The 23,690-nt window shown below is 62.2% G+C and carries 27 protein-coding genes; 7 read left to right on the top strand and 20 right to left on the bottom strand.

All coding sequences use genetic code 11. From position 1 onward, the window contains the following. Nucleotides 1–107: 107 nt before the first annotated feature. Nucleotides 108–422, bottom strand: a complete 315-nt coding sequence (locus tag GTK01_RS19660; RefSeq protein ID WP_252929365.1) for a hypothetical protein — start codon at nt 420–422, stop codon at nt 108–110. Nucleotides 423–800: 378 nt separating this feature from the next. Here GTK01_RS19660 and GTK01_RS19655 point away from each other — a divergent pair. Then, nucleotides 801–1,930, top strand: a protein-coding gene (locus GTK01_RS19655; protein ID WP_252929363.1) for an IS3 family transposase whose coding sequence is annotated in 2 segments (ribosomal slippage) — nt 801–1,044 and nt 1,044–1,930 — 1,131 coding nt in all. Because the reading frame shifts where the segments join, the coding sequence is not laid out codon by codon here. Here GTK01_RS19655 and GTK01_RS19650 read toward each other — a convergent pair. From GTK01_RS19650 to ykgO, 6 genes are all read right to left on the bottom strand, one after another. Continuing rightward, nucleotides 1,878–3,137 carry a tyrosine-type recombinase/integrase gene (locus GTK01_RS19650; RefSeq protein WP_252929350.1) on the bottom strand — a complete coding sequence of 420 codons (1,260 nt, stop codon included), beginning with the start codon at nt 3,135–3,137 and terminating at the stop codon, nt 1,878–1,880. The genes GTK01_RS19655 and GTK01_RS19650 overlap by 53 nt on opposite strands. Then, nucleotides 3,134–4,345, bottom strand: a complete 1,212-nt coding sequence (locus GTK01_RS19645; protein WP_252929348.1) for a site-specific integrase — start codon at nt 4,343–4,345, stop codon at nt 3,134–3,136. The genes GTK01_RS19650 and GTK01_RS19645 overlap by 4 nt, the downstream gene beginning before the upstream one ends. 616 nt (nt 4,346–4,961) lie before the next feature. Continuing rightward, nucleotides 4,962–7,061, bottom strand: a complete 2,100-nt coding sequence (locus GTK01_RS19640) for an EAL domain-containing protein (RefSeq protein ID WP_252929346.1) — start codon at nt 7,059–7,061, stop codon at nt 4,962–4,964. A 57-nt stretch (nt 7,062–7,118) separates the two neighbouring features. Next, nucleotides 7,119–8,183 carry an alpha/beta fold hydrolase gene (locus GTK01_RS19635; protein WP_252929344.1) on the bottom strand — a complete coding sequence of 355 codons (1,065 nt, stop codon included), beginning with the start codon at nt 8,181–8,183 and terminating at the stop codon, nt 7,119–7,121. A 49-nt stretch (nt 8,184–8,232) separates the two neighbouring features. Further along, on the bottom strand, nt 8,233–8,820 hold the full coding sequence (locus GTK01_RS19630) for a hypothetical protein (protein ID WP_371924422.1): 588 nt from the start codon (nt 8,818–8,820) through the stop codon (nt 8,233–8,235). A gap of 131 nt (nt 8,821–8,951) precedes the next feature. Beyond that, on the bottom strand, nt 8,952–9,077 hold the full coding sequence (gene ykgO / locus GTK01_RS19625; protein WP_159589347.1) for a type B 50S ribosomal protein L36: 126 nt from the start codon (nt 9,075–9,077) through the stop codon (nt 8,952–8,954). A 465-nt stretch (nt 9,078–9,542) separates the two neighbouring features. Between ykgO and GTK01_RS19620 the strand changes: the two genes are divergently transcribed. Next, on the top strand, nt 9,543–11,279 hold the full coding sequence (locus GTK01_RS19620; RefSeq protein ID WP_252929342.1) for a hypothetical protein: 1,737 nt from the start codon (nt 9,543–9,545) through the stop codon (nt 11,277–11,279). Between the two features lie 202 nt (nt 11,280–11,481). Here GTK01_RS19620 and GTK01_RS19615 read toward each other — a convergent pair whose 3' ends face one another. Genes GTK01_RS19615 through GTK01_RS19605 form a run of 3 tightly spaced genes read right to left on the bottom strand, consistent with a single transcriptional unit; the run spans nt 11,482 to nt 13,280 of the window. Continuing rightward, a complete protein-coding gene (locus GTK01_RS19615; protein ID WP_252929340.1) occupies nt 11,482–12,561 on the bottom strand; it encodes a 5-(carboxyamino)imidazole ribonucleotide synthase in 1,080 nt (359 codons plus the stop codon). Then, nucleotides 12,558–13,055, bottom strand: coding sequence for a 5-(carboxyamino)imidazole ribonucleotide mutase (gene purE, locus GTK01_RS19610; protein WP_252929337.1), 498 nt, complete (start codon nt 13,053–13,055; stop codon nt 12,558–12,560). The genes GTK01_RS19615 and purE overlap by 4 nt, the downstream gene beginning before the upstream one ends. A gap of 21 nt (nt 13,056–13,076) precedes the next feature. Further along, complete coding sequence (locus tag GTK01_RS19605; protein ID WP_252929334.1) at nt 13,077–13,280, bottom strand: YdcH family protein; 204 nt, start codon at nt 13,278–13,280, stop codon at nt 13,077–13,079. 225 nt (nt 13,281–13,505) lie between these two features. Between GTK01_RS19605 and GTK01_RS19600 the strand changes: the two genes are divergently transcribed. Further along, a complete protein-coding gene (locus GTK01_RS19600) occupies nt 13,506–13,685 on the top strand; it encodes a YdcH family protein (RefSeq protein WP_252929332.1) in 180 nt (59 codons plus the stop codon). 114 nt (nt 13,686–13,799) lie between these two features. Here the strand turns inward: GTK01_RS19600 and GTK01_RS19595 are convergent, their stop codons facing one another. From GTK01_RS19595 to GTK01_RS19585, 3 genes are all read right to left on the bottom strand, one after another. Next, nucleotides 13,800–14,063 (bottom strand): helix-turn-helix transcriptional regulator, encoded by a 264-nt coding sequence (locus GTK01_RS19595; RefSeq protein WP_252929330.1) that lies wholly within the window; start codon nt 14,061–14,063, stop codon nt 13,800–13,802. Beyond that, entirely contained in the window at nt 14,060–15,334 is a 1,275-nt protein-coding gene (locus GTK01_RS19590; RefSeq protein WP_252929329.1) for an MFS transporter, read from the bottom strand. The genes GTK01_RS19595 and GTK01_RS19590 overlap by 4 nt, the downstream gene beginning before the upstream one ends. Nucleotides 15,335–15,452: 118 nt before the next feature. After that, complete coding sequence (locus tag GTK01_RS19585) at nt 15,453–15,647, bottom strand: DUF1192 domain-containing protein (protein WP_252929327.1); 195 nt, start codon at nt 15,645–15,647, stop codon at nt 15,453–15,455. 82 nt (nt 15,648–15,729) lie between these two features. Here GTK01_RS19585 and GTK01_RS19580 point away from each other — a divergent pair, with 82 nt between their 5' ends. After that, nucleotides 15,730–16,734 (top strand): NAD(P)H-quinone oxidoreductase, encoded by a 1,005-nt coding sequence (locus GTK01_RS19580; RefSeq protein WP_252929316.1) that lies wholly within the window; start codon nt 15,730–15,732, stop codon nt 16,732–16,734. Between the two features lie 11 nt (nt 16,735–16,745). Here the strand turns inward: GTK01_RS19580 and GTK01_RS19575 are convergent, their stop codons facing one another. Next, complete coding sequence (locus tag GTK01_RS19575) at nt 16,746–17,165, bottom strand: SH3 domain-containing protein (protein WP_252929314.1); 420 nt, start codon at nt 17,163–17,165, stop codon at nt 16,746–16,748. 144 nt (nt 17,166–17,309) lie between these two features. On the opposite strand from GTK01_RS19575, the gene GTK01_RS19570 reads away from it, so the two are divergent. Together GTK01_RS19570 and GTK01_RS19565 are read left to right on the top strand one after the other, a co-directional pair. Beyond that, nucleotides 17,310–17,627: a hypothetical protein gene (locus GTK01_RS19570; protein ID WP_252929313.1), complete on the top strand. Its 318-nt coding sequence runs from the start codon at nt 17,310–17,312 to the stop codon at nt 17,625–17,627. Nucleotides 17,628–17,703: 76 nt separating this feature from the next. Then, nucleotides 17,704–18,438, top strand: coding sequence for a L,D-transpeptidase (locus tag GTK01_RS19565; RefSeq protein WP_252929311.1), 735 nt, complete (start codon nt 17,704–17,706; stop codon nt 18,436–18,438). A 27-nt stretch (nt 18,439–18,465) separates the two neighbouring features. On the opposite strand, the gene GTK01_RS19560 is transcribed toward GTK01_RS19565, so the two are convergent. Beyond that, nucleotides 18,466–19,467, bottom strand: coding sequence for a DUF808 domain-containing protein (locus GTK01_RS19560; protein WP_252929310.1), 1,002 nt, complete (start codon nt 19,465–19,467; stop codon nt 18,466–18,468). A 191-nt stretch (nt 19,468–19,658) separates the two neighbouring features. Here GTK01_RS19560 and GTK01_RS19555 point away from each other — a divergent pair, with 191 nt between their 5' ends. Further along, on the top strand, nt 19,659–20,354 hold the full coding sequence (locus tag GTK01_RS19555; protein WP_252929308.1) for a DUF1013 domain-containing protein: 696 nt from the start codon (nt 19,659–19,661) through the stop codon (nt 20,352–20,354). A 61-nt stretch (nt 20,355–20,415) separates the two neighbouring features. On the opposite strand, the gene GTK01_RS19550 is transcribed toward GTK01_RS19555, so the two are convergent. The 5 genes from GTK01_RS19550 to GTK01_RS19530 all read right to left on the bottom strand — a co-directional run bounded on the left by GTK01_RS19550 (nt 20,416) and on the right by GTK01_RS19530 (nt 23,239). Then, nucleotides 20,416–20,928: a hypothetical protein gene (locus tag GTK01_RS19550; RefSeq protein WP_252929306.1), complete on the bottom strand. Its 513-nt coding sequence runs from the start codon at nt 20,926–20,928 to the stop codon at nt 20,416–20,418. A 71-nt stretch (nt 20,929–20,999) separates the two neighbouring features. Beyond that, complete coding sequence (locus GTK01_RS19545) at nt 21,000–21,227, bottom strand: NINE protein (RefSeq protein WP_252929304.1); 228 nt, start codon at nt 21,225–21,227, stop codon at nt 21,000–21,002. 43 nt (nt 21,228–21,270) lie between these two features. Continuing rightward, a complete protein-coding gene (locus GTK01_RS19540) occupies nt 21,271–21,996 on the bottom strand; it encodes a YafY family protein (RefSeq protein WP_252929302.1) in 726 nt (241 codons plus the stop codon). Nucleotides 21,997–22,008: 12 nt separating this feature from the next. Continuing rightward, on the bottom strand, nt 22,009–22,380 hold the full coding sequence (locus tag GTK01_RS19535) for a VOC family protein (protein ID WP_252929301.1): 372 nt from the start codon (nt 22,378–22,380) through the stop codon (nt 22,009–22,011). 76 nt (nt 22,381–22,456) lie between these two features. Next, on the bottom strand, nt 22,457–23,239 hold the full coding sequence (locus GTK01_RS19530) for an SDR family NAD(P)-dependent oxidoreductase (RefSeq protein ID WP_252929299.1): 783 nt from the start codon (nt 23,237–23,239) through the stop codon (nt 22,457–22,459). Nucleotides 23,240–23,690 lie beyond the last annotated feature (451 nt).

Here is a 23,690-nt window from a genome sequence, read left to right as displayed (position 1 = left end):
GGACTTCAACCTGCCGAAGCTTCGTGACGATCTCTTCCGGCTTGTGTCGTTTGTTGCTCATCGTGGTCCTCCTTCATGGTCAAAACCATAACTCAAGGTGGACCCGTTCAGTGGGGCTGGATCACTGCAATCCAATCGATGACCGTTGCCTTGAATAGTTCCGTCCAAGCTGGATGCAGGTTGCAGTCATAGGCACCTAGTTTGTGTTTGAGGATGTCGACGACTTTGACGTCCGCACCCCATTGTCGAATCCGCCCCTTGTATGTTCGCGGAACATCGCAAGCCGTTTCAATATCCCAAATGTCCAACGCATCCGCGTGGCCCTTTTCATCAAGCTCGAACTGCCAGCGTAGCCCAAGTGCACCCGCGTGGACTTGCATCGCCTTGATGAACCAAGAAAACCGATCCGCGGCGGCGTTCACGAGCCGGCCTCTCTATTTCGTAGGTAGTCTATTACCTCACCAAGTGCCTCCATGGTGTGCCTGAGTTGTCCAAACGAACTCCCAACACCTCGTTCGGAGGTCTCAAAAAAATCTCTTATGATAGGCACTAATGTTTCGCGAACTTCGAGATGAACTCGCAGGTCGTTCGCTGGAATGAACTGGAAGCAACCATAGCAGGAAAACACGGGATTAAGCGTGCAGCGGGACTGGCCAATGCGGCATCCCCCGATACCTGATATTGGTGTACCGTGAACCGTTCCCCCGACCTGAGAATCTGCGCTTGCCTTGCGCAACTCATTGAACAGCCCCTAGATTTGTGGACGCCTTCTTCCCTAAATTTGAGGCAAGGAGGCCCTGATGCGGTCTGGCAATTTCACTGATGAGTTCAAGCGCGATGCTGTCACGCAGATCACCGAGCGGGGCTATCCCGTTGCAGAGGTGTCGAAGCGGCTCGGGGTCAGTCAGCATTCACTTTATGCGTGGCGCAGGAAGTTTTCGAAGCCGTCCGTCTCGACAGATGGCGATCAGGCGTCAGAGATCCGCCGTCTGAAGAAGGAGTTGGCGCGCGTTACCGAGGAGCGCGACATCCTAAAAAAAGCCACCGCGTATTTCGCCAAGGATGCAAAGTGAGATACGCGTTTGTTGCCCAGCATCGCCACCAGTTCAACGTGCGCGCGATGTGTCGCTGCCTGCGTATCCGACCCAGCGGCTTTTATGCCTGGCTGAAGAACCCGTTGAGCAAACGGGCTCGGGAAGACGCACGTCAGACCGAACTCCTCAGCAAGGCGTGGAAAGAGAGCGGCAGGGTCTATGGTTATCGCAAGCTGCACGACGACCTTCTCGATCAGGGAGAAACAGCCTGTGCCAACCGTGTTGCCCGTCTTGCAAAGCTTGCCGGGATCAAGGCGCAGATCGGCTATAAGCGCCGGCCCGGATCCTATGGTGGAAAGCCGTCCGTCGTGGTCGACAACACCCTTGCCCGGCAGTTCGACGTCGACGCGCCGGACAGGGCATGGGTAACAGACATCACCTACATCCGAACCCAGGAAGGCTTCGCCTATCTGGCCGTGGTGATTGACTTGTTTTCACGCCGCGTGATCGGCTGGTCGCTGCATAGCCGGCAGACCACTGATGTCGTGCTGCAGGCTTTGCTCATGGCGGTGTGGCGTCGAAAGCCGAAGAGCAAGGTCTTGGTCCATTCCGATCAAGGCTCGCAATTCACCAGCATGGACTGGGCGGCGTTCCTGAAGCACCACAACCTTGAGCACTCGATGAGCCGGCGCGGAAACTGTCACGACAACGCTGTGGCAGAGAGCTTCTTCAATCTCCTCAAGCGAGAGAGGATCCGGCGCAGGACCTACCGAACACGCGACGAGGCAAGGCAGGACGTGTTCGACTACATCGAGATGTTCTACAATCCGAAGCGCAAGCACGTCAGGAACGGGATGCTGTCACCCGTCGAGTTCGAACGGCAGCAGGAAATGTAACCCGAGGGCGTCCACGAAACTCGGGGCTATTCACATCGACCGTAATAGTTACCCATCGCCTCTTAACCTTGGTGTATATCGGAGACGAGCCCAGCGCGGCATTCAATCGTTCGGCTTGCATGGGACTGTGGCTGAAGTAGATATTTGCGGTTCTAAGTGAACTGTGGCCTAAAAACTCTGTGACCTCTGCGTGGCTTGCTCCGCTATCGACTAGCCTCTGTGCCGCAGCATGACGCAAATTTGTTGCACTTATGGAGCGTCCGGTAATGCGTTGGGTCGCAGCCTTGATAAGTTCGCTGATCTCCTGAGGGTTCAGTCCTAGAAGCGAATTTGGCACAGCGCCGTCATGGATTCTGAACGCTGCACTCGCTCGAAGCTCACGCAAAGCAATAAAGATATTGCACCACTCCCGCCTTACACTTCGCACCAGTCCTTTGCTTAATCCTGGGGTTCGTTGCTTCTCAGAGTGGTAGCGAAGTTTAACGTGCACATCAGTTTTAGAAGATATTTCGACCACGGTTAAGTCGGGGACAGTCAACTTAGCCTGTTGGATAGGACGCATGCCATGCGTATAAGTTGCTATAAGAATACAGCTTTCGATGACATCGTAGTGTTCTGGATGACGCGCTGATTCATCGAGATGGTGAATAATATTCCGCTCATCTTCTCCTGACATTCTAAACCGGCCAGATAGTACCGACTGGTAGCCAACACTCTCAGCATGTGGAAGATCTCTCAATAATCGGTCGAAATCGTAATCTACCGATACCTGACCCGACTGGGAGAGGAACCGATACCACATCTTGAGCGACCTCACGCTGGTGCGATGACGATCAAATATAGGCCGTATTTCGTGCGTCCATGCTCTGGTGAACTCGTTTCGTGACATTATCACTGGAGCAAAACAAGCAATCTTGCAGATGCGACTCATCTTAATAAGATCGCTTAAATTGCCGTATACGGTCGCAGGTGCAAAACGCTGCAAGCCCCACATCGCAAATAACTGGAAAAGTCTAGCAAGATCAGATTCTAAGCTGCCGAAATCCACGGTCGTTCGCACGCCATTAATATCGACATTCCATGTCTTAGCTGCTGGATCCGTGATGTACTTTGTCTGATTGTCGTACCTGTCATGATAGGAGTATTCTCCCGTGTGCGCGTGCAGTGACAGAATTCCTTCGAAGACGTGGTGCGGGACGAGATTCATATTCTGTTGCCTTCGTAGCTATTGCGGGCAGATTCGATGGCACGTTCCATCCGTTCGCTAGATAGTTCGGTGAGTTCGCCTTCAAAATAGGCTCGAGCATAATGCTGTGGCATATCAGAGTTCTTTGACCAGCCATAGAATACACGAAGGTCTTCGATTGCTTCCTGCATGCTCTTGCCTTCCGATATAAGTCTCTTCATCCGAAGCACGGCTGACGTGTGTCGAAAATCATGAGGAGATAATGTCGCTTTACCGCATGTCTCGTGAATTATTGATCGAGACCTGGCGCACAGGCAATTCGAAAGGACGGCAAAAACCAGATTTAGACTTGGCAAGGCAAGCGGCTTTTCTTGACTCGAGTTCAATAGAAAAGAGTGTTCCGGCTTGCCGCGGAAGTCACTCCGGTAGGCGTTGACCGTCTGGAGAAGCGCGCGGCTTATTGGTAAGACACGTCGGGACGTTTTGGTTTTCAGGGACGGCCGCGTTGAGCGCTCGTCTCGTTCATAATGATTGCTATCAATGGTTATCCAGCGACGGCGTTGCCCTGATTGTGCGTCGAATTGCTCTTTGATCGCATCGACCGGTAACATGGCCATTTCGCCCCGGCGCAAACCAAGCTCATACGCCATGAGCACGATTGTGAAGTTTCTGAATGCGGTTGCTTCAGTTCGAAACGGGTTCATCTCGGACGTGGGGTCGATGATCGAAAAGACTTCATCAATGACCGAATCCGGTATGGAGCGCGGTCGAAACGCCCGCGTGCCGTTTCCCAGCTTCATCTTTCCAAACGCTCGAATGCGCGAGAGACGGCGCTGATAGACCTCGTTCTCGAGGAGATGGGCTGGTGAAGAGGCTTCAACACTCGAAACTATAAATTCTATCGCGTACTTCCATCTTCTTTTGTTGTCGACATGTCGGTCTTGCGCAGAAGTGCTCAACTCGAAGTACCATGCCTCCAAGGTGTCAGATATTCGGTTTATTTCTTGTCGGCTGATGAGGTCGTCAAGGCAATCTTCTTTTGTTCGCTTCTCGAAAGCCCGGTAGACACTGTCTATCGCTCGTAGCCGTGCAGTCTTTGTGGACGACGAGATTGCTCCCCAAGTCATCATATGGCCCGTGGCAAACACCCGGGGCAGTCTGTAGGCATCGACAAGCATATGCCCCGTCAGAGACTGTGGAACCGCTTTGTCTCGGAGCTGAGTCAGCATGATAATATCCGGGCACCGATGCTTTTAGATATATTCTCTGGACGCCAATAAGATGCGCGATCCACTTTATGGAATATTACGATTCCACCGATGTCAATGTAAAAATCTCTATACCGACGACATATACTTCTAGTATACTATTAGATGGTGAGCCTGTTGGTCTAATTGTCTATGAGATAATTAGACCCGCTGGACTTGGTGAGTCGTGATCGGACTAAGCGCCGCGGCCCTACGGCAAGGCAGCAGGGCTTTCGCCATTACAGGGAAAAGATCAGCGGGAGGACACGAGATTCGGCTACGCGAGAGACGACGTGGAACTTGGAGTTCGCCGGGTTAGCCTTTCAGCCGAGATGTGTAGCCAATGCAGGGCTTTAGGTCAGTACGTGATATACAAAGACACCTGATGCGCTTCAATGGGGTGCATCGGGCAGCTGCACTCGAGAAATGCAACACAAACTGTGCGAAGGCTCTGCAACACCCAGGCGGAGAATATCTGCTGAACGCCTGCAGAATAGCCAATATGGATGCAACGAGCTCCGTAGCTAGACGCTTAGGTATGGCCTGATTCGGCTCATTTCCCTAAGAGAATGCGAGGCCGCGGGAGACCGCGGCCTTTTCACATGCGCGCCCGGCTCTCTTGAAGCTGAACCATGATGGCGTCGAGCGGCTCCGGCCGGTGCAGGAAGAACCCCTGCCCATAACGGATGCCGAGATTCTTCAGCAGCGCCTGCGTGTCGCCATCCTCGATCTTTTCGGCCACCACGGTCAGCCCGATCGCCTTGGCGATATCGGTGATGGCACGCACGACCGCCTGGTCGAATGCCGAGCCGGCGAGATTCTCGACGAAGTCGCCATTGATCTTGATGCTGTCGACCGGAAAGCGGCGCAGATAGTCGAACGAGGACAGGCCCGAGCCGAAATCGTCGAGGCTGACGCGGCAATTGCGCTCGCGCGCGGCATGGACGAACCGCTCGGCCGCCTGGAAATTGGTGACGGCAGCCGTCTCCGTGATCTCGAAGACTAGGTTCGAATGGGCCGCATGCGATGCCTCGACCTCGCGGTCGACGAATTCCCACAGGCCGGGGACGCTCAGCGTCTGGGCCGAGAGGTTGAACCCGAGCACGAGGTCGCCGGGTCCGCGCATCGCGTGGCCATAGCGTTGCAAGGCGTTGCGCACGATCCAGCGGTCGAGCCTGGAAGCCATGCCGAAGCGCTCGGCGGCGGGGATGAACGCGCCGGGGGGAATCAACCGGCCGTTGCGATCCTGCAGACGGGCAAGGACCTCGCAGCGATGCGAGCGGCTCCACGGCAAGCCGAGAATGTGGATCTGCTGACCAAAGAGCAGCAGCCGGTCGTCCTCCATGCCGTCGATGGTGTCCGACAGGATGCGCGCGGCGGTGAGGCCGGAGGTCGAGGCCGCCGCGCCTTCGCCGAAGGCGACGCAGCGATTGCGTCCGGACGCCTTGGCGGCATAGCAGGCGTCGTCGGCACGCGCGACGGCTTCGGCCTGCGAGATCGAGCCGTCGTTGATCAGCGCATAGCCGATGCTGGCGCCAAGCTTCGGCGAGCCGGCATTTTCGCCGAAGCTGGTGCCGGCGATGGCGCGCAGGATCGTTTGCGCCAGCGTCGAAGGTTCCTGTCCATCGGCAAGGGGCGCGAGAATGGCGAATTCGTCGCCGCCGAGCCGCGCGGCGGTGGCGTCGTGCGGCAGGGCTTGCGAAATGATCCGGCCGATCATCTGCAAGGCGCTGTCGCCGGTGGCGTGACCGGCAACGTCGTTCAGCGCCTTGAAGTAATCGAGGTCGAGATAGTAGATCGCGAACGGCCGGTCCTCGACATGTTCCAGCGCACGGGCCAGTTCGGCATCGAAGGCACTGCGGTTGAGCAGGCCGGTGAGCCGATCGTGACTGGCGGCACGCGCCAGTTCCTCCTCGCGCAGGCATGCTTCGGTGATGTCCTGCACCGTCCCGACGAACTGGCCCTCCTCGCCGAATTCGGGCACGAAACGGACCAGCGTCTCCAGATGGCGGATTTCGCCGTCCGTCCGGATCATCCGGTAGCGAAGCTGCGCCGTCGCGCCCGTCTTGCGCGGCAAGGTGTGCTCGCGCTCGGCGCGTTGGCGGTCTTCGGGATGAAGCTGCGAGACCCACTGGTCCCGCGCGACCTCGCCATCCCCCGAAGGCAAGCCAAATATCTCATGGGTCCGCGCGTCCCAGAAGCTCGTGCGCGTCGCGAAGTCGTGGTGCCAGATGCCGGTGCCGCTGGCGTCGAGGGCGAGGCGCAAGCGGGCGTTGATCTGGGCGAGCCGGTCCTCGGCCTGCTTGCGCCGGGTGATGTCGGTCTGCACGCCGACGATGCGCGTTGGCTTTCCCCAGGCGTCCCATGCGACCGAGCCGCCGCGATCGAGCACCCAGACCCAATGACCGTCCTTGTGACGCAGCCGCATTTCGGTGTCGATGCGCTCGGTGAGGCCTGCGACATGGCGGTCGCCGCTTGCGATCGCCTGCTCGCGGTCGTCGGGGTGGAGCAGCGCCAGCCACACATCCGGGTCGCGGGGCAGTTCGCCGGGTGCGTAGCCCAGCATCCGGGCCCAGCTCGGCGAATAGTAGCAATCGCCGGTCTGAAGGTCGGCGTCCCAGACGCCCAGACCGGCCCTTTCGATCGCGTGCGCCCACAGGTCGCGTTCCGGCCCCTGTTTTTCGTCTTCGCCAGTCATCCCGCCCCGACCGCGTTTACCCCTGGTCATGCTGGACCGCAATTCGAGAAGATAAGGTTAAGTGGCGGGCGCGGCCTGCGGCGTGCCGGGCTCCGCGCAGGTCCCCACATTGAAGGCATCGCCGGCGATGCGATCCTGCACGGTGAGCGAGAGCGCCTGCAGGTCGACGTCGCGGCCGGCCAGCTTTTCGATCGCGGCGACCGTCAGTTCAGGGGCGATCCAGTCTGGCTTGTGTCCGAGATTGCGCACCCACACGCCCTCGGCGCGGGGAATGTCGCGGATCAGCCCGCCGGCATGGATTTCCTCGTAGACGACCGTGTCGCGGTCGCCCGAAATCACCACTGTCGGCGCCTCGATTTCGCCATAGCGCGGCGCGGCGAGAAGCGTGTGCGCGTAGAGCCCGGCCACGTCGATCGCGTTGGCGCGAAAGGTCGCGGGGCGCAGCAAAAGCGAGATGCCGGCCTCGTCGAGATAGGTTTCCGAGAGCGCATTGGGGGAGAACACGCATTGCGAGGCGCTGCGGATGCTGGCAAGCGCGCCCGGCAGCGCCAGAGTCTCGGCAAACAACCGCCCCACCACCGGCCGCGCCGTCAGATCGTAATACCAGGAAGTGTCCGCGCCCGGCCACGGATGGCTCGCCGGCGCCAGAAGCACGAGCCCGCGCACCTTGTGCGGATGGTCGAGCGCCAGCGACGTCGCCACCGCCGCGCCGAAGGAGTGGGCGACGACGATTGCATCGTCGATGGCGAGCTGGTCCATCAACGCGGCGATGGTCGCGGCCTGGCCGAACGGCGTCTCGTTGTTGCCCGGCCCGCGCTTCGACCAGCCGTGACCCGGCCGGTCGAGGAACAGAAGTTCTGCGCGGCCCTCGAGCGCGCCGCGCACCGGCATCATCTGGTCGAGCAGGTTGCCGCTCGCGCCGTGGATGAAGACGACCGGAGGCAGGTCCGCCTCGCCCTCGTGGCGCAGGTGCAGATGGTGCATCCGCGTTTCGTTGACCGTGGTGAAGGTGCCGATCGGCGGGTTGCGTCGCTCGATCAGCCATGCGCCCACGCGCGTGACGCCGACGAGGACAAGGACCAGAGCGAGAATGAAGGCCGCGGCGGCGGTCAGGAGGTTCATGCGGGGGCGGGGACCTGAATGAGACGCGCGGCTGGGACAAGGTGTATGGTCAGATGCCTTCACCGGCCAGTTCGTCGGCCAGCGTGCCGACCTGTTCCTGTGCGTTGCGCATCATCGGATAGACATCTAGCACGCGCTCGTAGGCCTTCAAGGCAGGCTCCTTGCGGCCCGAGCGCTGCAGGATCTGCGCCATGCCGGCGAGGGCGCCGAAATGGCGCGGTTCGAGGCGCAGCGTGCGGTCGATGTCCGCCATGGAGAGCGCGTAGTTATCCATCATGAAATGAACTGTCGCCCGCCGGTTCCAGCCTTCGGCATAGTCAGGCGAAAGCGCCACCACCTGGTCGAGGAAATCGAGCGCGGTGTTGAACTTGCGCGCCTGCATGGCGACGGCGGCCCATTTCATCAACAGATCGATGGAGCGGCTGCCCGAACTCGTCCATTCGCGCTGGATTCGCTCGGCGATCCGCGCCGCGGCGGCTTCGTTGCCGCTGCGCTTCAGGTCGTGGAAGAGGTCGTCGAGCGTTGACCTGGCGGCCGGTTCGCTCTGGCGGGAGCCAGCCTCGCCCATCGTCTCGGCGGCGTTGGCGATGCCGAGGGAGAGAAGGAGCGCGACCGCGCATGACAAAAAATTCCGCATGCGGGCATGGTATGCCCCACATGCGGAACGTCAAACTGAAATGTCCGTGAGGCTGTGCGCCCCGCCCCGGACTTCATCTTCGCAGTCCCGAACGCAAAACCGCTGCGCCCTTTTGCCGGGACTGCTCCCGATCAGCCCTGGCGCGCCTTGAAGCGCGGGTTGGACTTGTTGATGATGTAGATGCGGCCCTTGCGGCGCACGAGGCGGTTTTCGCGGTGACGGCCCTTGAGCGCCTTGAGCGAGTTCTTGATCTTCATCGGTCTGCCCGTTTGTTCTTCTTGCCCTTGATCGGGCGCCAAATGATACGCCGCGCCACGGGGCGCGCCTCAAATCGTTGCGCTGGCTCATACCGGAGGAGCAGGCGGGCTGTCAACCGGAGTCAGAGGCGGGCGCTGGGGGAGGTCGGCGTGGGGGTGGATTTCTGCCCGACCGCTTTTGGATGGCTAGCTGGGATAGCGGCCGTTCAGATGGCCACCGCACTTCGACCGCAGTGCGTCCCTGTAGCGGAAGTCAAGATAGAACTTGCGTGCGGTTGAATGCGGACAAACTAGACTAGCGATCCCGCTGGGCCGCGCCCTTGACGGCATTTGCAGGAATCGGCGACCATGGGAGAAGAAGATATGCAGAACCAAATGCGCTGCGTTCTGTCTGAAGTCTCTCCCTAAAGAACTCGTCGATTTCGCAGAATAACTTCATCACACCGAGCACGGTTTGAGGGACGCATGTCAGTCGAACAGGTCAAGTTGCAGATAGATAGGTTCCTCAAATCACCCGCCCCGGAAGTCCTGTGTATACGTGGCCATTGGGGTGCCGGCAAAACCTACGTTTGGCAGACAGCCGCCAAAGCCTTGCGGGAGGGCAAGGATAAGGTCGCGCTCGACCAGTATGCCTACGTGTCGCTGTTCGGTGTCAATTCCATCAGTCAACTCCGCTCACATATTCTCCAGAACACGCTGCCGAGGGCGCAGATTGGTGAATTGGTCACCAGCGATACATTGAGGAGCAAGCTCAACTCCCTCGAAAGCGGTGTAAAGCGCAGCTTTCTGGGGATGGTTGGCCTGGGCGGCGACGGGATATTTGAAGCTGTCGTTTCCGGCCTGTCCGTCATGATCAGCAATCAGATTATCTGCTTCGACGACCTAGAGAGGAAAGGTCCCGATCTACGCACCGGGGACTTTCTCGGCTACGTCAACCTCTTGGCGCTAGAACGCAAGTGCAAGGTCGTAATCCTCCTGAACGAAGACGCTCTACAGGATGCCGATCTATCCGAGTTCAGCGACTATCTTGAGAAAGTGGTCGACGTAAGCCTGAAGTTCGCACCCACGCCAACGCAAACAGTGGATATTGCATTGGAGGGCGTCAAGGGTAACCTGGAATTGAAAGCGATGATCCAGGACCGCTGTATCCGTCTTGGCATCGACAACATCAGGGTTGTCCGGAAGCTTCTCGGGTATGCGCGAGAAATCGAGCCGCTGCTTGATGGCTACAAGCCTGCCGTTCTTAACAGCGTCATTTCGACCATCGTTCTAATGGGATGGGCTCACCTCCAGCCAAACGTCGCGCCACCGAAGCTCTTTCTAACGACAAAGCAGAACTTCTATGCGGACATGGTCGGCAATCGGGACGGCCAATACTCCGCCAAGGAAATCGAGTGGATGCAGCTCCTCCGAAACTACGGCTACATGCACACTGACGATTTCGACATTGCTCTCCTAAGGGGAATCGAGGACGGCTACTTCAATTCGGACATCGTCAAGCAACACGCCACCGAGCTGCATCAGCGGGCTGAGGCTGACGAGGCAGCACTCCGGCTACGGCGGGCCTGGCGGAATATGTACGACGACTTTTCGGCAGACGCCGACAAGAGTTTGGCAGAATTCAGCGAATGCATTCTCTCAAACGGCAGGTTCTACGAACTTCACAACGTCATTCCAGTCATCAACATGTTCCGTGATCTCAATCGGAAGGACGAAGGGGACAAATTATTGGATGCCTACCTTCCAATGCGCGAAGGCATTAAAGATGCTTACAGTCTCAAGGACACCGGACTGTTTGGAAATAGGATAGACATGGATGTAGCGGAAAAGGTTCGGGGCTTCGAGAAGGACGCCAAACCCGTATTTTCCTCAGACGATCTTTTCTTACTACTCGCTGACGATGGGTATGACAGCGACATCACTCAGCAACTGTCACAGGTTCCCGTTGAGGATTATGTCCGAGTTCTGGAAACAATGAAGGGCGAAAAGCTCGGCATTGTTCGCAGGGCTCTTACCCAGTACAATCAGCTTTCCAACCCTACACCTGCCATACAGAACATAATCCGAAAAACGGGCGAAGCGCTGACGCGCATCGGCGAGGTGAGCGAACTTAGACGGTACAAAGTGCGAGGCTGGGGCATTGCAGAGAAGATTGCCCAGCTTGACGCCGCCGCTGCCCAGAAAACGAACATCGCGGGCTAAATGCCGTCGCTTTATTCCTCCCTCCGCGCCCAAGACCGGATGGTCTGAGAACGTCACGACTTTTCAATCGGACATCGGCCGCAGCCAAGCGAACGGCAAGTTTCGGCGAGCGATCGTATCAGCCGGAATGACGACAGTGGCGTCGAAAGCCGCTATAGGCTGCTTCGCAGCGCGAGAGGCCCGCGAAGGCACGACCTTGCCCTTACGCCCGCGCCGTCAATCGCGTGAAATGCCCCATCTTCCGGCCGGGGCGGGCTTGGCTCTTGCCATAGAGGTGCAGCACGAGGTCGGGCTCGGCGTGCAGCGCCCTGGCCTGATCCACTTCGTCGCCGATCAGGTTCTCCATCACGCAGTCCGAGTGGCGCTTCGGGTCGCCGAGCGGTAGGCCGCAAATGGCGCGGATGTGTTGTTCGAACTGCGAGACGGTGCAGGCGGCTTCCGTCCAGTGGCCGGAATTGTGGACGCGCGGGGCGATCTCGTTGGCGATGACCGAGCCGTCGCCGAGAACGAAGAACTCGACGCCGATGACGCCCACATAGTCGAGCGCGTCGAGGATGCGCAGCGTCGCCGTGCGGGCGGCCTCGACGGTCTGCGGCGCGACTTTCGCCGGCACGGTCGAGCTTTTCAGAATGCCGCCGCGGTGCAGGTTCTCGGCCGGGTCGAAGGCCCGGCTCTTCCCGTCCAGCCCGCGCGCGGCGACGACGGAGATTTCGGTCGCGAAGGGCACGAAGCCTTCGAGGATGAGCGGCACGGCGCCCATGCCCTCGTAGACGCCGTCCGTCTGGCCCCCGCTCGCGTCGCGAAACACTTTCTGGCCCTTGCCATCATAGCCGAGCCGCCGTGTCTTCAACACGCCCGAGCCGCCCATGAGGTCGAGCGCCTCGGCGAGCTGCGCGCCGCTGTCGATGGCGCGGAACGGCGCGGTGGATATCCCGGCCCTGTTGAGGAATTCCTTTTCCGTCAGCCGGTCCTGCGCGACTTCGAGCGCGCGCGGCGGCGGATAGACGGGGTGGTTGGCGGCAAGGCTGCGCGCGGCTTCCACCGGCACGTTCTCGAATTCGTAGGTGATGACGTCGCTCGCGGTCCCGAGCCGCGCCAGGCCATGCGCATCGTCATAGGCGGCGACGATCTGCGCGTTCGCCACCTGCGCGGCGGGGCAGTCGCCCTGCGGGTCGAGCACGATCGTGCGGTAGCCGAGGCGGGCCGCAGCCATCGCCAGCATCCGTCCGAGCTGGCCACCGCCGATGATGCCGATCGTCGCGCCGGGCGGAAGCGTGCTCATGCTTCGTCCTTCGGCCGCTCGGCTACGGCTTCGGCCTGTCTCGACCGCCAGGCGTCGAGCCGTCCGGCAAGCGCATCGTCGCTCAACGCCAGCACGGCGGCGGCCATCAGCGCTGCGTTGACGGCGCCCGCCTTGCCGATGGCGAGCGTGCCGACAGGAATGCCGGCCGGCATCTGGACGATGGAAAGCAGCGAATCCTGTCCCGACAGCGCCTTCGATTCCACCGGCACGCCGAAGACCGGAAGCGGCGTCATCGCCGCCGTCATGCCCGGCAGGTGCGCCGCGCCCCCGGCGCCGGCGATGATCACCTTGAAGCCGGCCGCCTTCGCGCCCCGGGCGAAATCATAAAGCCGGTCGGGCGTGCGGTGGGCGGAGACGATGCGGGCGTCATAGGCGAGATCGAGCGCGTCGAGCGTGACTGCCGCATGGCGCATCGTCGCCCAGTCGGACTGGCTGCCCATGATGATGGCGATTACAGCGCGTGGTTCGGCCATGGCGATGCTCCGTCAGGCCTGTCAGGCGATGATGTCGGGGATGATGCCGTCTTCCAGCTTGGTCAGCCGGTCCTTGAGGGCGAGCTTCTTCTTTTTCATGCGCTGAATCTGGAGCGGGTCGCAGCCGACTTTCATCATCGCGTTGATGGCCGCGTCGAAATCCGCATGCTCCTGCTTGGTCCGGGCAAATTCGAGACGAATCTCCGCCTGATCCTGTTCCGACATCTTCACCGTCTAAAGAAAGCGAGCGCGCTCGCGGGGGTAGGCCGCGCGACGCACAGTCCTCGTACCTGATTCATAACACATGTCGAAACGTCAGGAAATGCTACTACGAGATGTTCGACAGCTTTTGAAAGCGGTGGCACAGTGTCATCGTGCTGTCATATCCGGTTCCAGCCGGGAGCCGGACGGAACGCACGCAAACGAGGAACCAGGAAGGGAGAGCCCGGAATGTCTCTTGCGTCCCATCTACAGGAACTCCAGCGCAAACATGGCGATATCGAAAGGCGGATCGACGAGGTGATGTTGCATCCCTCCGCCGACCCGCTCGAGATCGCCACCTTGAAGCGGCGGAAGCTGGCCCTGAAGGACGAAATGGAAAAACTCCGGTCACAACCGACACGACACTGAGCGCAAACGCTCGGCACATCGGCGATCCGATGCATTGATCCAACGAGGCAACCTGCCGGTGGCGCCAGCGCCGCCGGCTTTGTTTTTGGCGCCGCCCAGGTGCTGGGAAACGCCTCAGCCCTGCCAGAACTGGTCCAGCCACAAATTGAGTTTCAGGAACCCTGCCTCCTCGACGCGGTAGACGCGGCGCGTACCTTCGTTGCGGACCGAGACGAGGCCCGCATCGCGCAGGGCCTTCAGATGCTGCGAGACGGCCGGCCGCGAGACGGGCAAGCCTTCCGCCAGTTCGTTGACGGTCTTCGGGCCGCGCCGCAATGCCTCCAGCAGGTGGCGCCGGTTGGCGTCGGCGATGGCCGCGAAGGCGTCGGCCTGGCTCATGCGGCGTCCTGCTGTTCCTCGGGCTGGTCGGCCGGCTCCATGTCGCTGCGCGGATCGAGCAGCACGGCCTGCGGCGTGACGGCGCGCTCGGAAGGCAGCGTCTTGAACGCCTCCTTGTCCTCGCTTGCAACCGGCGCGCGGCGGGAGATGCGCAGGAGCGTATAGCCAGCGAGCACGAAATGCGGCAGCGCCGTCGCCAGGAACAGGCTTTCCGGCCGCATGAAGTCCATCAGCGGCGCGCCGATCACCGGTCCGATCATGGTGCCGAAGCCGTAGAGCAGCAGCAGCCCGCCGGACACCTTGACGAAGTCTTCCGGGCTCGCATGGTCGTTGGCGTGGGCGACGGCGATCGAATAGAGCGTATAGGCGAGCATGCCGTAGGCGGCGGTCATGGCGAGGACGGCGGTCCCGCTGCGCGGCATGGCAACGAAGATCAAGAGTGCGATGATGCCGCAGCCGGCCGCTGCGCCGGCCAGAACGTAGCGGCGGTCCATCCGGTCGGAAAGCCGCCCGACCGGCATCTGCGCCAGCGCGCCGGCCAGCACCACGAGGCTCATCATCAGCGCGATCTCAACCGTCGAGATGCCGATTCGCGCGCCATAGACGGCGCCGAGGGTACCCCAGGCGCCGTTGGCGATGCCGACGAGGAGGCAGGCGGCCGAGGCCACGGGTGAGTTGCGGTAAAGGCCCTTGAGGTCCAGCGAGACGCTTTGCAGCGGCTTCGGTGCCATGGCCGACGAGATCGCGGTCGGGATCAGCGAGGCGCAGAACAGGATGCCCGCCATCATGAACAGCGAGCCATTGCCGATATCGGCCGAGGCAACGACCATCTGGCCGGCCATGATGGAGGCGTAGGTGACCATCATGTAGAGGCCGAAGACGGTGCCGCGGTTCTCGTTGCTCGAGCGCTCGTTCAGCCAGCTTTCGATCACCATGAAGGCGCCCGCCATTGCAAAGCCGGTGAAGGCGCGCAGGATGATCCAGGCATATTCGTTGATCCAGATACCGGTCATCAGCGCGACGATCGACGCCGTGGCGGCGAAGGCGCCATAGGCGCGCACATGGCCGACCTTTCGCACCAAGCGCGGCGCCATGTAGCAGCCCGCGACGAAGCCGATCGCCCAAGCCGTGCCCAAAAGGCCGAGCGAGGTCGTCGAGAAACCCTCCGCCTGGCCGCGCAACGGCAGGACGAGGCCGTGCAGGCCAGATCCGGCAAGCAGGAAGGCAGTGCCCCAGAGCAGAGAGAGGACGGGGCGGAAAGACATGAACATCAGGCGAATCTCATACGGCTCGAACCGGTCTGGAAGCGCCGGGACAATAGACGCTTTACGTCAATTTGACGGCGCGTGTGCGACAGGGGCGCCGGCAAAACCGTCGCCACGCATCGGGTCAGGGCCGCCGGAACAGCGCCTCCGCAGCCGAAAGCGTCGAGCTTTTCCCCGCAATGTCCGCTTCGAGCCGGGCAATTTCGGCCTTCAACGCCTCGATCCGCTCGCCGAGCTCCCCGACCGACAGCAGCGAGAGATCCTGCCCGATTTCGTGAACAGGCCGCTTGCGGACCGGTTCGTCGTCGAAAATGGCCATGGCGCACTTCTCCGGTTTGATCGTCGAGACCTGAACCTACATAAGGAGACTGCCACGATCAAACCCATCGAAGGAGCGACACATGAGCCAGACCCTGCCGGAAAAGATGACCGCCATCGCGATCACCGAGCCGGGAGGACCGCTGGTTCTCAAGCCCGAAAGGCGCAGCCTGCCGGAACTGCGTGACGGCGAGATCCTGATCCGCGTGCAGGCCGCCGGCGTCAACCGTCCCGACATCCAGCAGCGCAAGGGCGCCTATCCGCCGCCCCCCGATGCATCCGATCTGCCGGGCCTCGAGGCCGCCGGTGAAGTCGCCGCTGTCGGGCCGGGCGTCCAGCGCTGGCGCGTCGGCGACACCGTCACCGCCCTGACCCCGGGCGGCGCCTATGCCGAATATTGCCGCGTCCACGAAACCAACGCGCTGCCGATCCCGCACGGCCTGACCTTTACGGAAGCCGCCGCCATCCCCGAAACCTTCTTCACCGTCTGGCACAACGTCTTCCAGCGCGGCGGGCTCCAGCCGGGCGAGACGCTTCTCGTCCATGGCGGCTCGTCGGGCATCGGCACGACGGCGATCCAGATCGCTGCCAAGCTGGGGGCCAAGGTTGTGGTCACCGCCGGTTCGAAGGAAAAATGCGAAGCCTGCGAAGCGCTGGGCGCGGTGCGCGCGATCAATTATCGCGAGGAGGATTTCGTGTCAGGGGTCAAGGAGACGACCGACGGCAAGGGCGCCGATGTCATTCTCGACATGGTCGGCGGTTCCTATGTCGGGCGCAATTACGATGCTGCCGCGATCGACGGGCGCATCGTCCAGATCGCCACGATGGGCGGCGCCACCGGCGAGGCGAACTACTCCAAGCTGATGGTCAAGCGACTGACCCACACAGGCTCGACGCTGCGTCCGCGCACGACGCAGTTCAAGGCGAAGATCGCCAGCGAACTGGAGGCGCAGATCTGGCCTCTGCTGGCCTCGCGCGAGATCGCTCCGGTCATGGACATGATCTTTCCGCTGAAGGACGCCTGGCGCGCCCACGAACGCATGGAAGAGGGCGATCATGTGGGCAAGATCGTGCTCGACGTCGGCTGATCCGCGAAAGTTCAGCCGGTGGGGTCGGGGCTGAGATACCTGTTGTAGATCCAGCCTTCGTGCTCGGCGGTGGTGACGAAGTGCCAGTTGCCGTCGACCTGCAGCGAGCGCACCTCGGTGCCGGCGGGAGCCGTCCAGACGATGGCGAAGTTGGACGAGGGGCCGCTGCGCATGCGCACATTCGCGGACGTATAGAAGACGTCGCGGTCATCTTCGGCCGTGGCGGCCCTCTCGATCGGATCGGCTTCGACCGGCTCGCGCGTCGATGTGGCCGGCGCGTCCTCGGGCTCCACCGATACGATCATGTCTTGCGGTACGGGTCGGGCGACGGCGATCTGCGGCGGCTGCGCCTCATCGACCGGCGCCCACCAGCCGATGGCGAGCGCGGCCACAACGAGCCCCAAGCCGAAAAGCGCCGTGATCGTTCTCATCGCCCTCGCACCCTGCGTCACATCCCTTTTGGGGGGCATAGCCCTATTGCGATGATATCTCCTTAACGTGACGATTCCCATGAGATTGCGTTGCAGAAATGGCACGAACCATTCTCGCCATGATTGTTTTCTAGAGCGCAAATCATGTGTCGCATGCCCGCCTTCCTGATGATCCTCGCCTTCTGCCTTTCGGTGCTCGCGCCGGCGCAGGCGGCCGGCTTTCTGGACGGCGACAGCAAATGCCGGCATCTTGCGAGCGCCGCAGCAGCGCTCAGCAAAGCGCAGACGCCCGACGGTACGCCTGGAACTCCCGGCGGCGTGCCCTGCAAGATGGCCTGCGCCATCGTGAGCGCTTCCGTCGGATTGCCGGCGAATGTCCTCGGCAGCCATCGGCCGGCAAGCGTCGAGCAGCTGACAATCGCCAAGCGTCCCGCCAGCATCGATCGCCCGCCTCGGAGCTGATCTTCTCCACATCCCATATCAACTTTTTCTGTCGCGCCGTCCAAACGGCGTGACGCCCAATCTTTCGAGGCAATTCATGGCTATCGGTATCAACCGCGCGCCCGCGCTCGCTTCAACGCGCATGGCCCGCCGCATCTTTCTCCTCGGCGCTGGTTCGCTTGCCCTGTCGGGCTGCATGTCCACGTCACAGCCCCCCGTCGCCGCCGCTCCGCCGGAGCCCGAACCGCTCGCAACGCCCCTGATGTATCAGGCGCTTCCCGACGAGGAATTCGCGGTTCCTGCCGTCGACGTCTCGCAGATGGCGCCCGAATGGTGGCGCCGCGAAGTCGACTACGAAACCACGGAGGCGGCCGGCACGCTCGTCGTCGAAACCGCCACGAAATATCTCTACCATGTGCGTCCGGGCGGCCGGGCGATGCGCTACGGCATAGGTGTGGGGCGCGACGGCTTTTCGTGGCAGGGCCGCGCCATCATCGCCTACAAGCGCGTGTGGCCGCGCTGGACGCCGCCGGATTCGATGGTCGCGCGCCAGCCCGAACTCGAGCCCTATTCGATCGCCAATGGCGGCATGGATCCGGGGCCGACCAATCCGATGGGTGCACGCGGCCTCTACATTCACCAGAACGGCCGCGACACGCTTTACCGCGTGCACGGCACGCACCAGCCCTGGTCGATCGGCAAGGCGGTGTCTTCCGGGTGCATCCGCCTGATCAACCAGGACGTCATCCACCTGCACGACAATGTGCGCGACGGCAGCCCCATCGTGGTCAAACACGACACGGCGCCCGATCTGGTCGCAATGGCGGGATGAGCCAGCCGGCGCTCGCGGGAGGGGGCGTCAGCCTTTCCCGCGCAGAGCCGCAAAGGCCGGAACGAAGACGCGGCCGACGATTGGCATCAGGCCGAGGCCGAGCGCCAGTCCGAACACCCCGTCGAGCGCGGCGACGGCGATCCATTCCACCGCCGACTCGGCCCTGCCGACGAGAGAGGCCGCGCCTGTCGCGGCTGTCTCGATGAAGTGGGCGATCGCGCCGAATCCCAGCACCTCCAGCCCGTGGGTGACGATCTGGCCGCCCACCCACAGCATCGCGGCGGTGCCGATGGTGGAAATCGCGGTCATGATCGCCGGCATCGCCTTGACCAGCCAGCGGCCAAAGGCGCGGGTTGCCGAGAGGCGCCCGATCTGGGCGAGTTTCAGGCCGGCATCATCCATCTTCACCAGAAGTGCGACCGCGCCGTAGACCAGCGCGGTGATGCCGATGGCGACCAGCGCGAGCACGACGCCGCGCGTCAGGACGCCCTGCGCCTCGATCGCCGCGAGCGCGATGGTCATGATCTCGGCCGACAGGATGAAATCGGTCTTGATCGCACCGGCGACGCGCTGTTCCTCCAGCTGGGCCGCATCGAGCTCATGCGGCTCTTCGTGCGCGCCCTCCTCGTGGCCCAGAAAGAGATGGGCGACCTTCTCGGCGCCCTCGAAGCACAGATAGGCGCCGCCCAGCATCAGCAGCGGCGTCATCAGCCACGGGGCGAAATTGTCGAGCAGCAGCGCAAGCGGCAACAAGATGACCAGCTTGTTGAAGATCGAACCGCGCGCGATCTTCCACACGATTGGCAGTTCGCGCGCTGCCGGCAGATGCTGCACGTATTTCGGCGTCACCGCGGTATCGTCGATAACGACGCCGAGCGATTTCGAACCGGCCTTGGCGGTGTCGTCGATCACCGAAGCGGTGACCTTGACGCCGACGCGACCTGCCTGCGCGGCGACGTCGTCGACATGGGCGGCGGCAAGTTTCGCCAGGGCGGCGACGTCGTCGAGAAGCGCGAGAAGTCCGCTCATTTCAGCTCCGATTCACCAGTGTCTGCTTATTGGTAGAGGGAGGGCGTGGGTTTTTACAATATCCGCATCATCGTCGGCGATGCGTTGCGATCGTCGGCAAATGCGTTTATATGCAACGCTGATTTTCCCATATTGGTGGCTCTGCCCACCGCCCGCGGCAGGGACCGCGGGCGAACAGGAAGGATTTATCTATGGCCAACACGCTTCTCATGCCCAAGGCCACGGCCGTCTGGCTGGTCGACAACACCGCCCTGTCCTTCGACCAGATCGCACATTTCTGTACGCTGCACCCCCTCGAGGTGAAGGCGATCGCCGATGGCGAGGCCGCTCAGGGCATCAAGGGGCTCGATCCGGTCATGACCGGGCAGCTCTCGCGCGAGGAGATCACCAAGGCCGAGGCCGATTCCAACTATCGACTGAAGCTCGCCGAGCCGAAGGTGCGGGTGCCCGAATCCAAGCGCCGCACGCCGCGCTACACGCCGGTTTCCAAACGCCAGGACCGCCCGAACGCGATCTTGTGGCTGGTGCGCAACCATCCCGAACTCAAGGACGCGCAGATATCGCGCCTCGTCGGCACCACCAAGTCGACCATCGAACAGATCCGCGAGCGCAAGCACTGGAACGCGGCCAATCTGGTGCCAATGGACCCGGTGACGCTGGGGCTTTGCTCGCAGATCGATCTCGATCTCGAAGTCCAGAAGGCGTCGCGCGGCATGCCGGCGGCGGAACCGACGGGCGGGACGCTGCTTCCGGCTCGCGACACGGAATCGCTTGAAGTGCGTGAAGATCGCGACGACGAGGAACTCGACGCCGATGCCGTCTTCGCCAAGCTGTCGTCGCTGAAATCGACCCAGCCGGAAGACGACGAGGACGACAACCGCTACTGAGCGGCCTCGCCACGACATGCAAAAGGGCGCCGCGCGGCGCCCTTTTGCATTCTTGCTAAACTTACTTCGAATCGCGCTTTGCCTGCGCGACTGCGCCAGCTTTTCGCTGGCGACCGAGTTCCATCGGCCGTACCAGGTTCTGGCGGCGTTCGGAGGCGGCCTTGCGCATTCCCTTGCGGGCATGGCGCGTATTTGCCGGGGAGTCGTCACCGGACGACTGCCGCTTCAACTCCAGCGCCTTCTTGGCGAGCTCGACCTGCGAGCCCATTTCCTCGCGCCGCGTACGCTCGGCGTTGAGACGACGCATGGCGGTGGCGAGGACTTCGAGCTTGGCCTTGTTGCCGGATGCGGAGCCGGCCGGCTCGGCACCCTTGGGCGCTGCCTTGCCGCGCATCTCGCGCCTGCGCCGCTGCACTTCGCCGCTCGCCTTGTCGCGGCGCTCGCGCAGGAGCTTGATCGTTGCGGACAGTTCCTTGTCGTCAAGATCCTGCAGCGCTGGATGGCGGGTCTTGGCGACGATCTCGCGCTCGTCCTTGGAAAGGGCGCGCTCTTCGTCGCGACGGCTGATGGACATGGTCTCTCCCTTCTGTTGCGTTGCAAGGTTGGGAGGCCAACGGACGCGGCGCTCGATGGTTTCAGGACAGATCAGCGCAGCCGTCCCGCCTCCATCGTCTCGACGCGGTGTTCGAGGTTGGCTTCGCGGACCATGGAGGGGAGGAGGAAGAGGTCGATGATCTGGCCGATGCCGAGCAGGCCCAGCGTCAGGAGCCAGAGCAGGCCCGTCCAGATGCGGCCGGTGTAGAAGCGGTGGAGGCCGCAGAAGCCGACGAGGCCCAACAGCCACAGGAGGAATGCAACGGGTCCCGATTTCATGCGCCTTGCTCCGATCAGATCAGTTCGGGCGAGAGATAGGGATTCACGTCGCCTTTTGCGAGCGCCTGTGCGCCCAGTCGCGCGCGGCTTCGTCGCGCTCCATCTGACGGTAGAAATCGGCGAGCTGCTTGCCGCGCTCGTGCTTGAAGACGGTCCCGTCGCAGGCGATGGAGGCGATGCGGTCGATGCGGAAGGCACGGAAGTCGCCGCGCAGCTCGCACCAGCCGACGACGGTCCACACCTTGCCCCAGAACCACAGGCCGAGCGGGCGGATGTCGCGGCAGGACGAGGCGCCGGCCTCGTCGCGATAGTCGATCTTCAGGACATGGCGCGCTTCCACTGCGCGCTCCAGCGTGTCGATCGTCCGGCGCTCGGCCTCCGAGACGACCCAGAGCGGCATGTGGATCTCGGTGCGGTCGATGCGGGCGCGCTCGGCGTCGGGCAGGACGGCCGAAATCTTGACCAGCGCCTCCTCCGCCGCGCGCGCCATCGCCGCGCCGCCGAAAGCGCGCACCATGCGCGCGCCGGCGACGAGGGCGACGATCTCGTCACGCGTGAACATCAAAGGCGGAAGGTCGAAGCCTTCCCGCAAGATGTAGCCGACGCCCGCCTCGCCATCGATCGGCACGCCGGTCGACTGCAGGTCCGCGATGTCGCGATAGATCGTGCGGTCGGACACTTCCAGCCGCTCGGCCAGCATGTGCGCGGTGACGAGGCGGCCGCCGCGGAGATATTGCACGATCTGGAACAGCCGGTCGGCGCGCCGCATCTGGGCTTATCCTCAAGTGAACAGGCCGAAGCTGTTGCCGTCGGGATCGAGGCAATAGCAAAAGCGGCCGGCGGGTATGGATATCACGGGCGAGACGACCTGTCCGCCATTGGACGGCACGCGCTCCATCGCGGCTTCGAGATCGGAGACCGCGAGATGGATGGTGGGACCGGTGCCGGGGGCGGCGGGCTTGCCGGGATAGATGTGCCCGGAAACGCCCTCGCGCATGTTGGCGATGGGAAAATTCGCCATCGGGTTCGGCGCACCTTCCTGATCCTCCAGTTCGTGACCGGTGACGGCGGCGTAGAAGGCCTTGGCCCTGTCCATGGCGGTGACGGGGATTTCGAACCAGACGGCGGCGTTCTTCGGCAGGTGATGGCTCATGGCGGTCCCTCTCGCGAAGCGTTGAGGGACCATCATGCGCCCGGGCTCCTGACAGCATTGTGTCAGGAGCTGTCAGCTACTTCACGGGAACGGTATAGTTCAAGGGAAGCCGCCCGCCATCGGCGTAGATGGTCTGGCCGGTGATGTAGGAGGCGTCGTCGGAGGCGAGGAAGGCGGCGACGGAGGCGATCTCGGACGGCTCGCCCATGCGGCCCATGGGGGTGCGCGACAGGATGCGGTTCTTGGCCGCCGGGTCGGCGTTCACGGCCGACAGCATGTCGGTCATGATCGAGCCCGGGCCGATGGCGTTGACGCGGATGCCGTAGGGCGCGAGCGCCAGCGCCATGACCTTGGTCAACTGCATGACACCGCCCTTGGAGATCGAATAGGGCACCTGGTTGGCCAGTGCGAAGACGGCATTGATCGACGACATGTTGACGATGCTGCCTGCCGGCTTGCCGTCATTGACCTTGTCGACCATGAAGCGGGCGACCGCCTGCCCCGCCAGGAACGAACCCTTCAGATTGACGGCGAGGACGCGGTCGAAATCCTCCTCGGAGATTTCCAGGAACTCGGCGCCGTGGACGATGCCGGCATTGTTGACGAGGACGTCGATGTCGCCGAAGGCGTCGATGGTGGCGGCGACCATGTTGTGGACGTCGAGCCGCTTCGACACGTCGGCCTTCACGAAGCGCGCATCGCCGAGCTTTTGCAGGTCGGCCTCGGCGCGTTCGCCCTTCTCGACGTCGATGTCGGCGAACATCACGCGGGCGCCCTCGCGCAGGAAGCGCTCCGCGATCGCATAGCCGATGCCGCCCGCGGCCCCCGTCACGATCGCCGTCTTTCCGTCCAGTGCCATGGTGGTATCCTTTTCCGTTCGGGGCGTTATAGCGGGTGGGGGAGAGGGCGAAAAGGCGCCGTGGGCGCGCGCTTCATCGGCACCGCGCCGCATCGGCCGGATCATGGGGAGAGAGAAAGTCGGGAAGGCGGCGGTCTGCGTCTCGCTTCCTGATTTCTAAATGTAACGCGATCCGCAGACCGTCGCCCGGTGTCTGTCGCGCCTTCGATCGGTCACAGACGCACCTTTGATAAGGTGCGCCCGCGGCTTTTCCCGCATGGGTTTTGCGCTTCTGCCCCGATGGCATTGCCCGCCGCCCACGCCGACCTGTCCCGCGCCCTCACGTGGAGACCTCGAAGAACCTCCCCATCTCGCCCGTTTCATGATTCAATCTTCCGGTGATTTGCGGGAGGCTGCAGATGCGGGGACAGGTTGGGTTCTGGGATATTGACGAGCGTTATGTACGGCTGAG

It is taken from the genome of Aliihoeflea sp. 40Bstr573 (genome assembly GCF_024105655.1).
In the GTDB taxonomy this organism is placed as follows: Bacteria; Pseudomonadota; Alphaproteobacteria; order Rhizobiales; family Rhizobiaceae; genus Aliihoeflea.
This window is presented reverse-complemented; position numbering and strand designations above follow the sequence as displayed.

Excerpts from the sequence above, each read along its gene's own strand:
- GTK01_RS19650 (WP_252929350.1), bottom strand. The coding sequence starts at position 3,137 with ATGAATCTCGTCCCGCACCACGTCTTCGAAGGAATTCTGTCACTGCAC.
- GTK01_RS19645 (WP_252929348.1), bottom strand. The coding sequence starts at position 4,345 with ATGCTGACTCAGCTCCGAGACAAAGCGGTTCCACAGTCTCTGACGGGG.
- GTK01_RS19640 (WP_252929346.1), bottom strand. The coding sequence starts at position 7,061 with ATGACTGGCGAAGACGAAAAACAGGGGCCGGAACGCGACCTGTGGGCG.
- GTK01_RS19635 (WP_252929344.1), bottom strand. The coding sequence starts at position 8,183 with ATGAACCTCCTGACCGCCGCCGCGGCCTTCATTCTCGCTCTGGTCCTT.
- GTK01_RS19630 (WP_371924422.1), bottom strand. The coding sequence starts at position 8,820 with ATGCGGAATTTTTTGTCATGCGCGGTCGCGCTCCTTCTCTCCCTCGGC.
- ykgO (WP_159589347.1), bottom strand. The coding sequence starts at position 9,077 with ATGAAGATCAAGAACTCGCTCAAGGCGCTCAAGGGCCGTCACCGCGAA.
- GTK01_RS19620 (WP_252929342.1), top strand. The coding sequence starts at position 9,543 with ATGTCAGTCGAACAGGTCAAGTTGCAGATAGATAGGTTCCTCAAATCA.
- GTK01_RS19615 (WP_252929340.1), bottom strand. The coding sequence starts at position 12,561 with ATGAGCACGCTTCCGCCCGGCGCGACGATCGGCATCATCGGCGGTGGC.
- purE (WP_252929337.1), bottom strand. The coding sequence starts at position 13,055 with ATGGCCGAACCACGCGCTGTAATCGCCATCATCATGGGCAGCCAGTCC.
- GTK01_RS19605 (WP_252929334.1), bottom strand. The coding sequence starts at position 13,280 with ATGTCGGAACAGGATCAGGCGGAGATTCGTCTCGAATTTGCCCGGACC.
- GTK01_RS19600 (WP_252929332.1), top strand. The coding sequence starts at position 13,506 with ATGTCTCTTGCGTCCCATCTACAGGAACTCCAGCGCAAACATGGCGAT.
- GTK01_RS19595 (WP_252929330.1), bottom strand. The coding sequence starts at position 14,063 with ATGAGCCAGGCCGACGCCTTCGCGGCCATCGCCGACGCCAACCGGCGC.
- GTK01_RS19590 (WP_252929329.1), bottom strand. The coding sequence starts at position 15,334 with ATGTTCATGTCTTTCCGCCCCGTCCTCTCTCTGCTCTGGGGCACTGCC.
- GTK01_RS19585 (WP_252929327.1), bottom strand. The coding sequence starts at position 15,647 with ATGGCCATTTTCGACGACGAACCGGTCCGCAAGCGGCCTGTTCACGAA.
- GTK01_RS19580 (WP_252929316.1), top strand. The coding sequence starts at position 15,730 with ATGAGCCAGACCCTGCCGGAAAAGATGACCGCCATCGCGATCACCGAG.
- GTK01_RS19575 (WP_252929314.1), bottom strand. The coding sequence starts at position 17,165 with ATGAGAACGATCACGGCGCTTTTCGGCTTGGGGCTCGTTGTGGCCGCG.
- GTK01_RS19570 (WP_252929313.1), top strand. The coding sequence starts at position 17,310 with ATGTGTCGCATGCCCGCCTTCCTGATGATCCTCGCCTTCTGCCTTTCG.
- GTK01_RS19565 (WP_252929311.1), top strand. The coding sequence starts at position 17,704 with ATGGCTATCGGTATCAACCGCGCGCCCGCGCTCGCTTCAACGCGCATG.
- GTK01_RS19560 (WP_252929310.1), bottom strand. The coding sequence starts at position 19,467 with ATGAGCGGACTTCTCGCGCTTCTCGACGACGTCGCCGCCCTGGCGAAA.
- GTK01_RS19555 (WP_252929308.1), top strand. The coding sequence starts at position 19,659 with ATGGCCAACACGCTTCTCATGCCCAAGGCCACGGCCGTCTGGCTGGTC.
- GTK01_RS19550 (WP_252929306.1), bottom strand. The coding sequence starts at position 20,928 with ATGTCCATCAGCCGTCGCGACGAAGAGCGCGCCCTTTCCAAGGACGAG.
- GTK01_RS19545 (WP_252929304.1), bottom strand. The coding sequence starts at position 21,227 with ATGAAATCGGGACCCGTTGCATTCCTCCTGTGGCTGTTGGGCCTCGTC.
- GTK01_RS19540 (WP_252929302.1), bottom strand. The coding sequence starts at position 21,996 with ATGCGGCGCGCCGACCGGCTGTTCCAGATCGTGCAATATCTCCGCGGC.
- GTK01_RS19535 (WP_252929301.1), bottom strand. The coding sequence starts at position 22,380 with ATGAGCCATCACCTGCCGAAGAACGCCGCCGTCTGGTTCGAAATCCCC.
- GTK01_RS19530 (WP_252929299.1), bottom strand. The coding sequence starts at position 23,239 with ATGGCACTGGACGGAAAGACGGCGATCGTGACGGGGGCCGCGGGCGGC.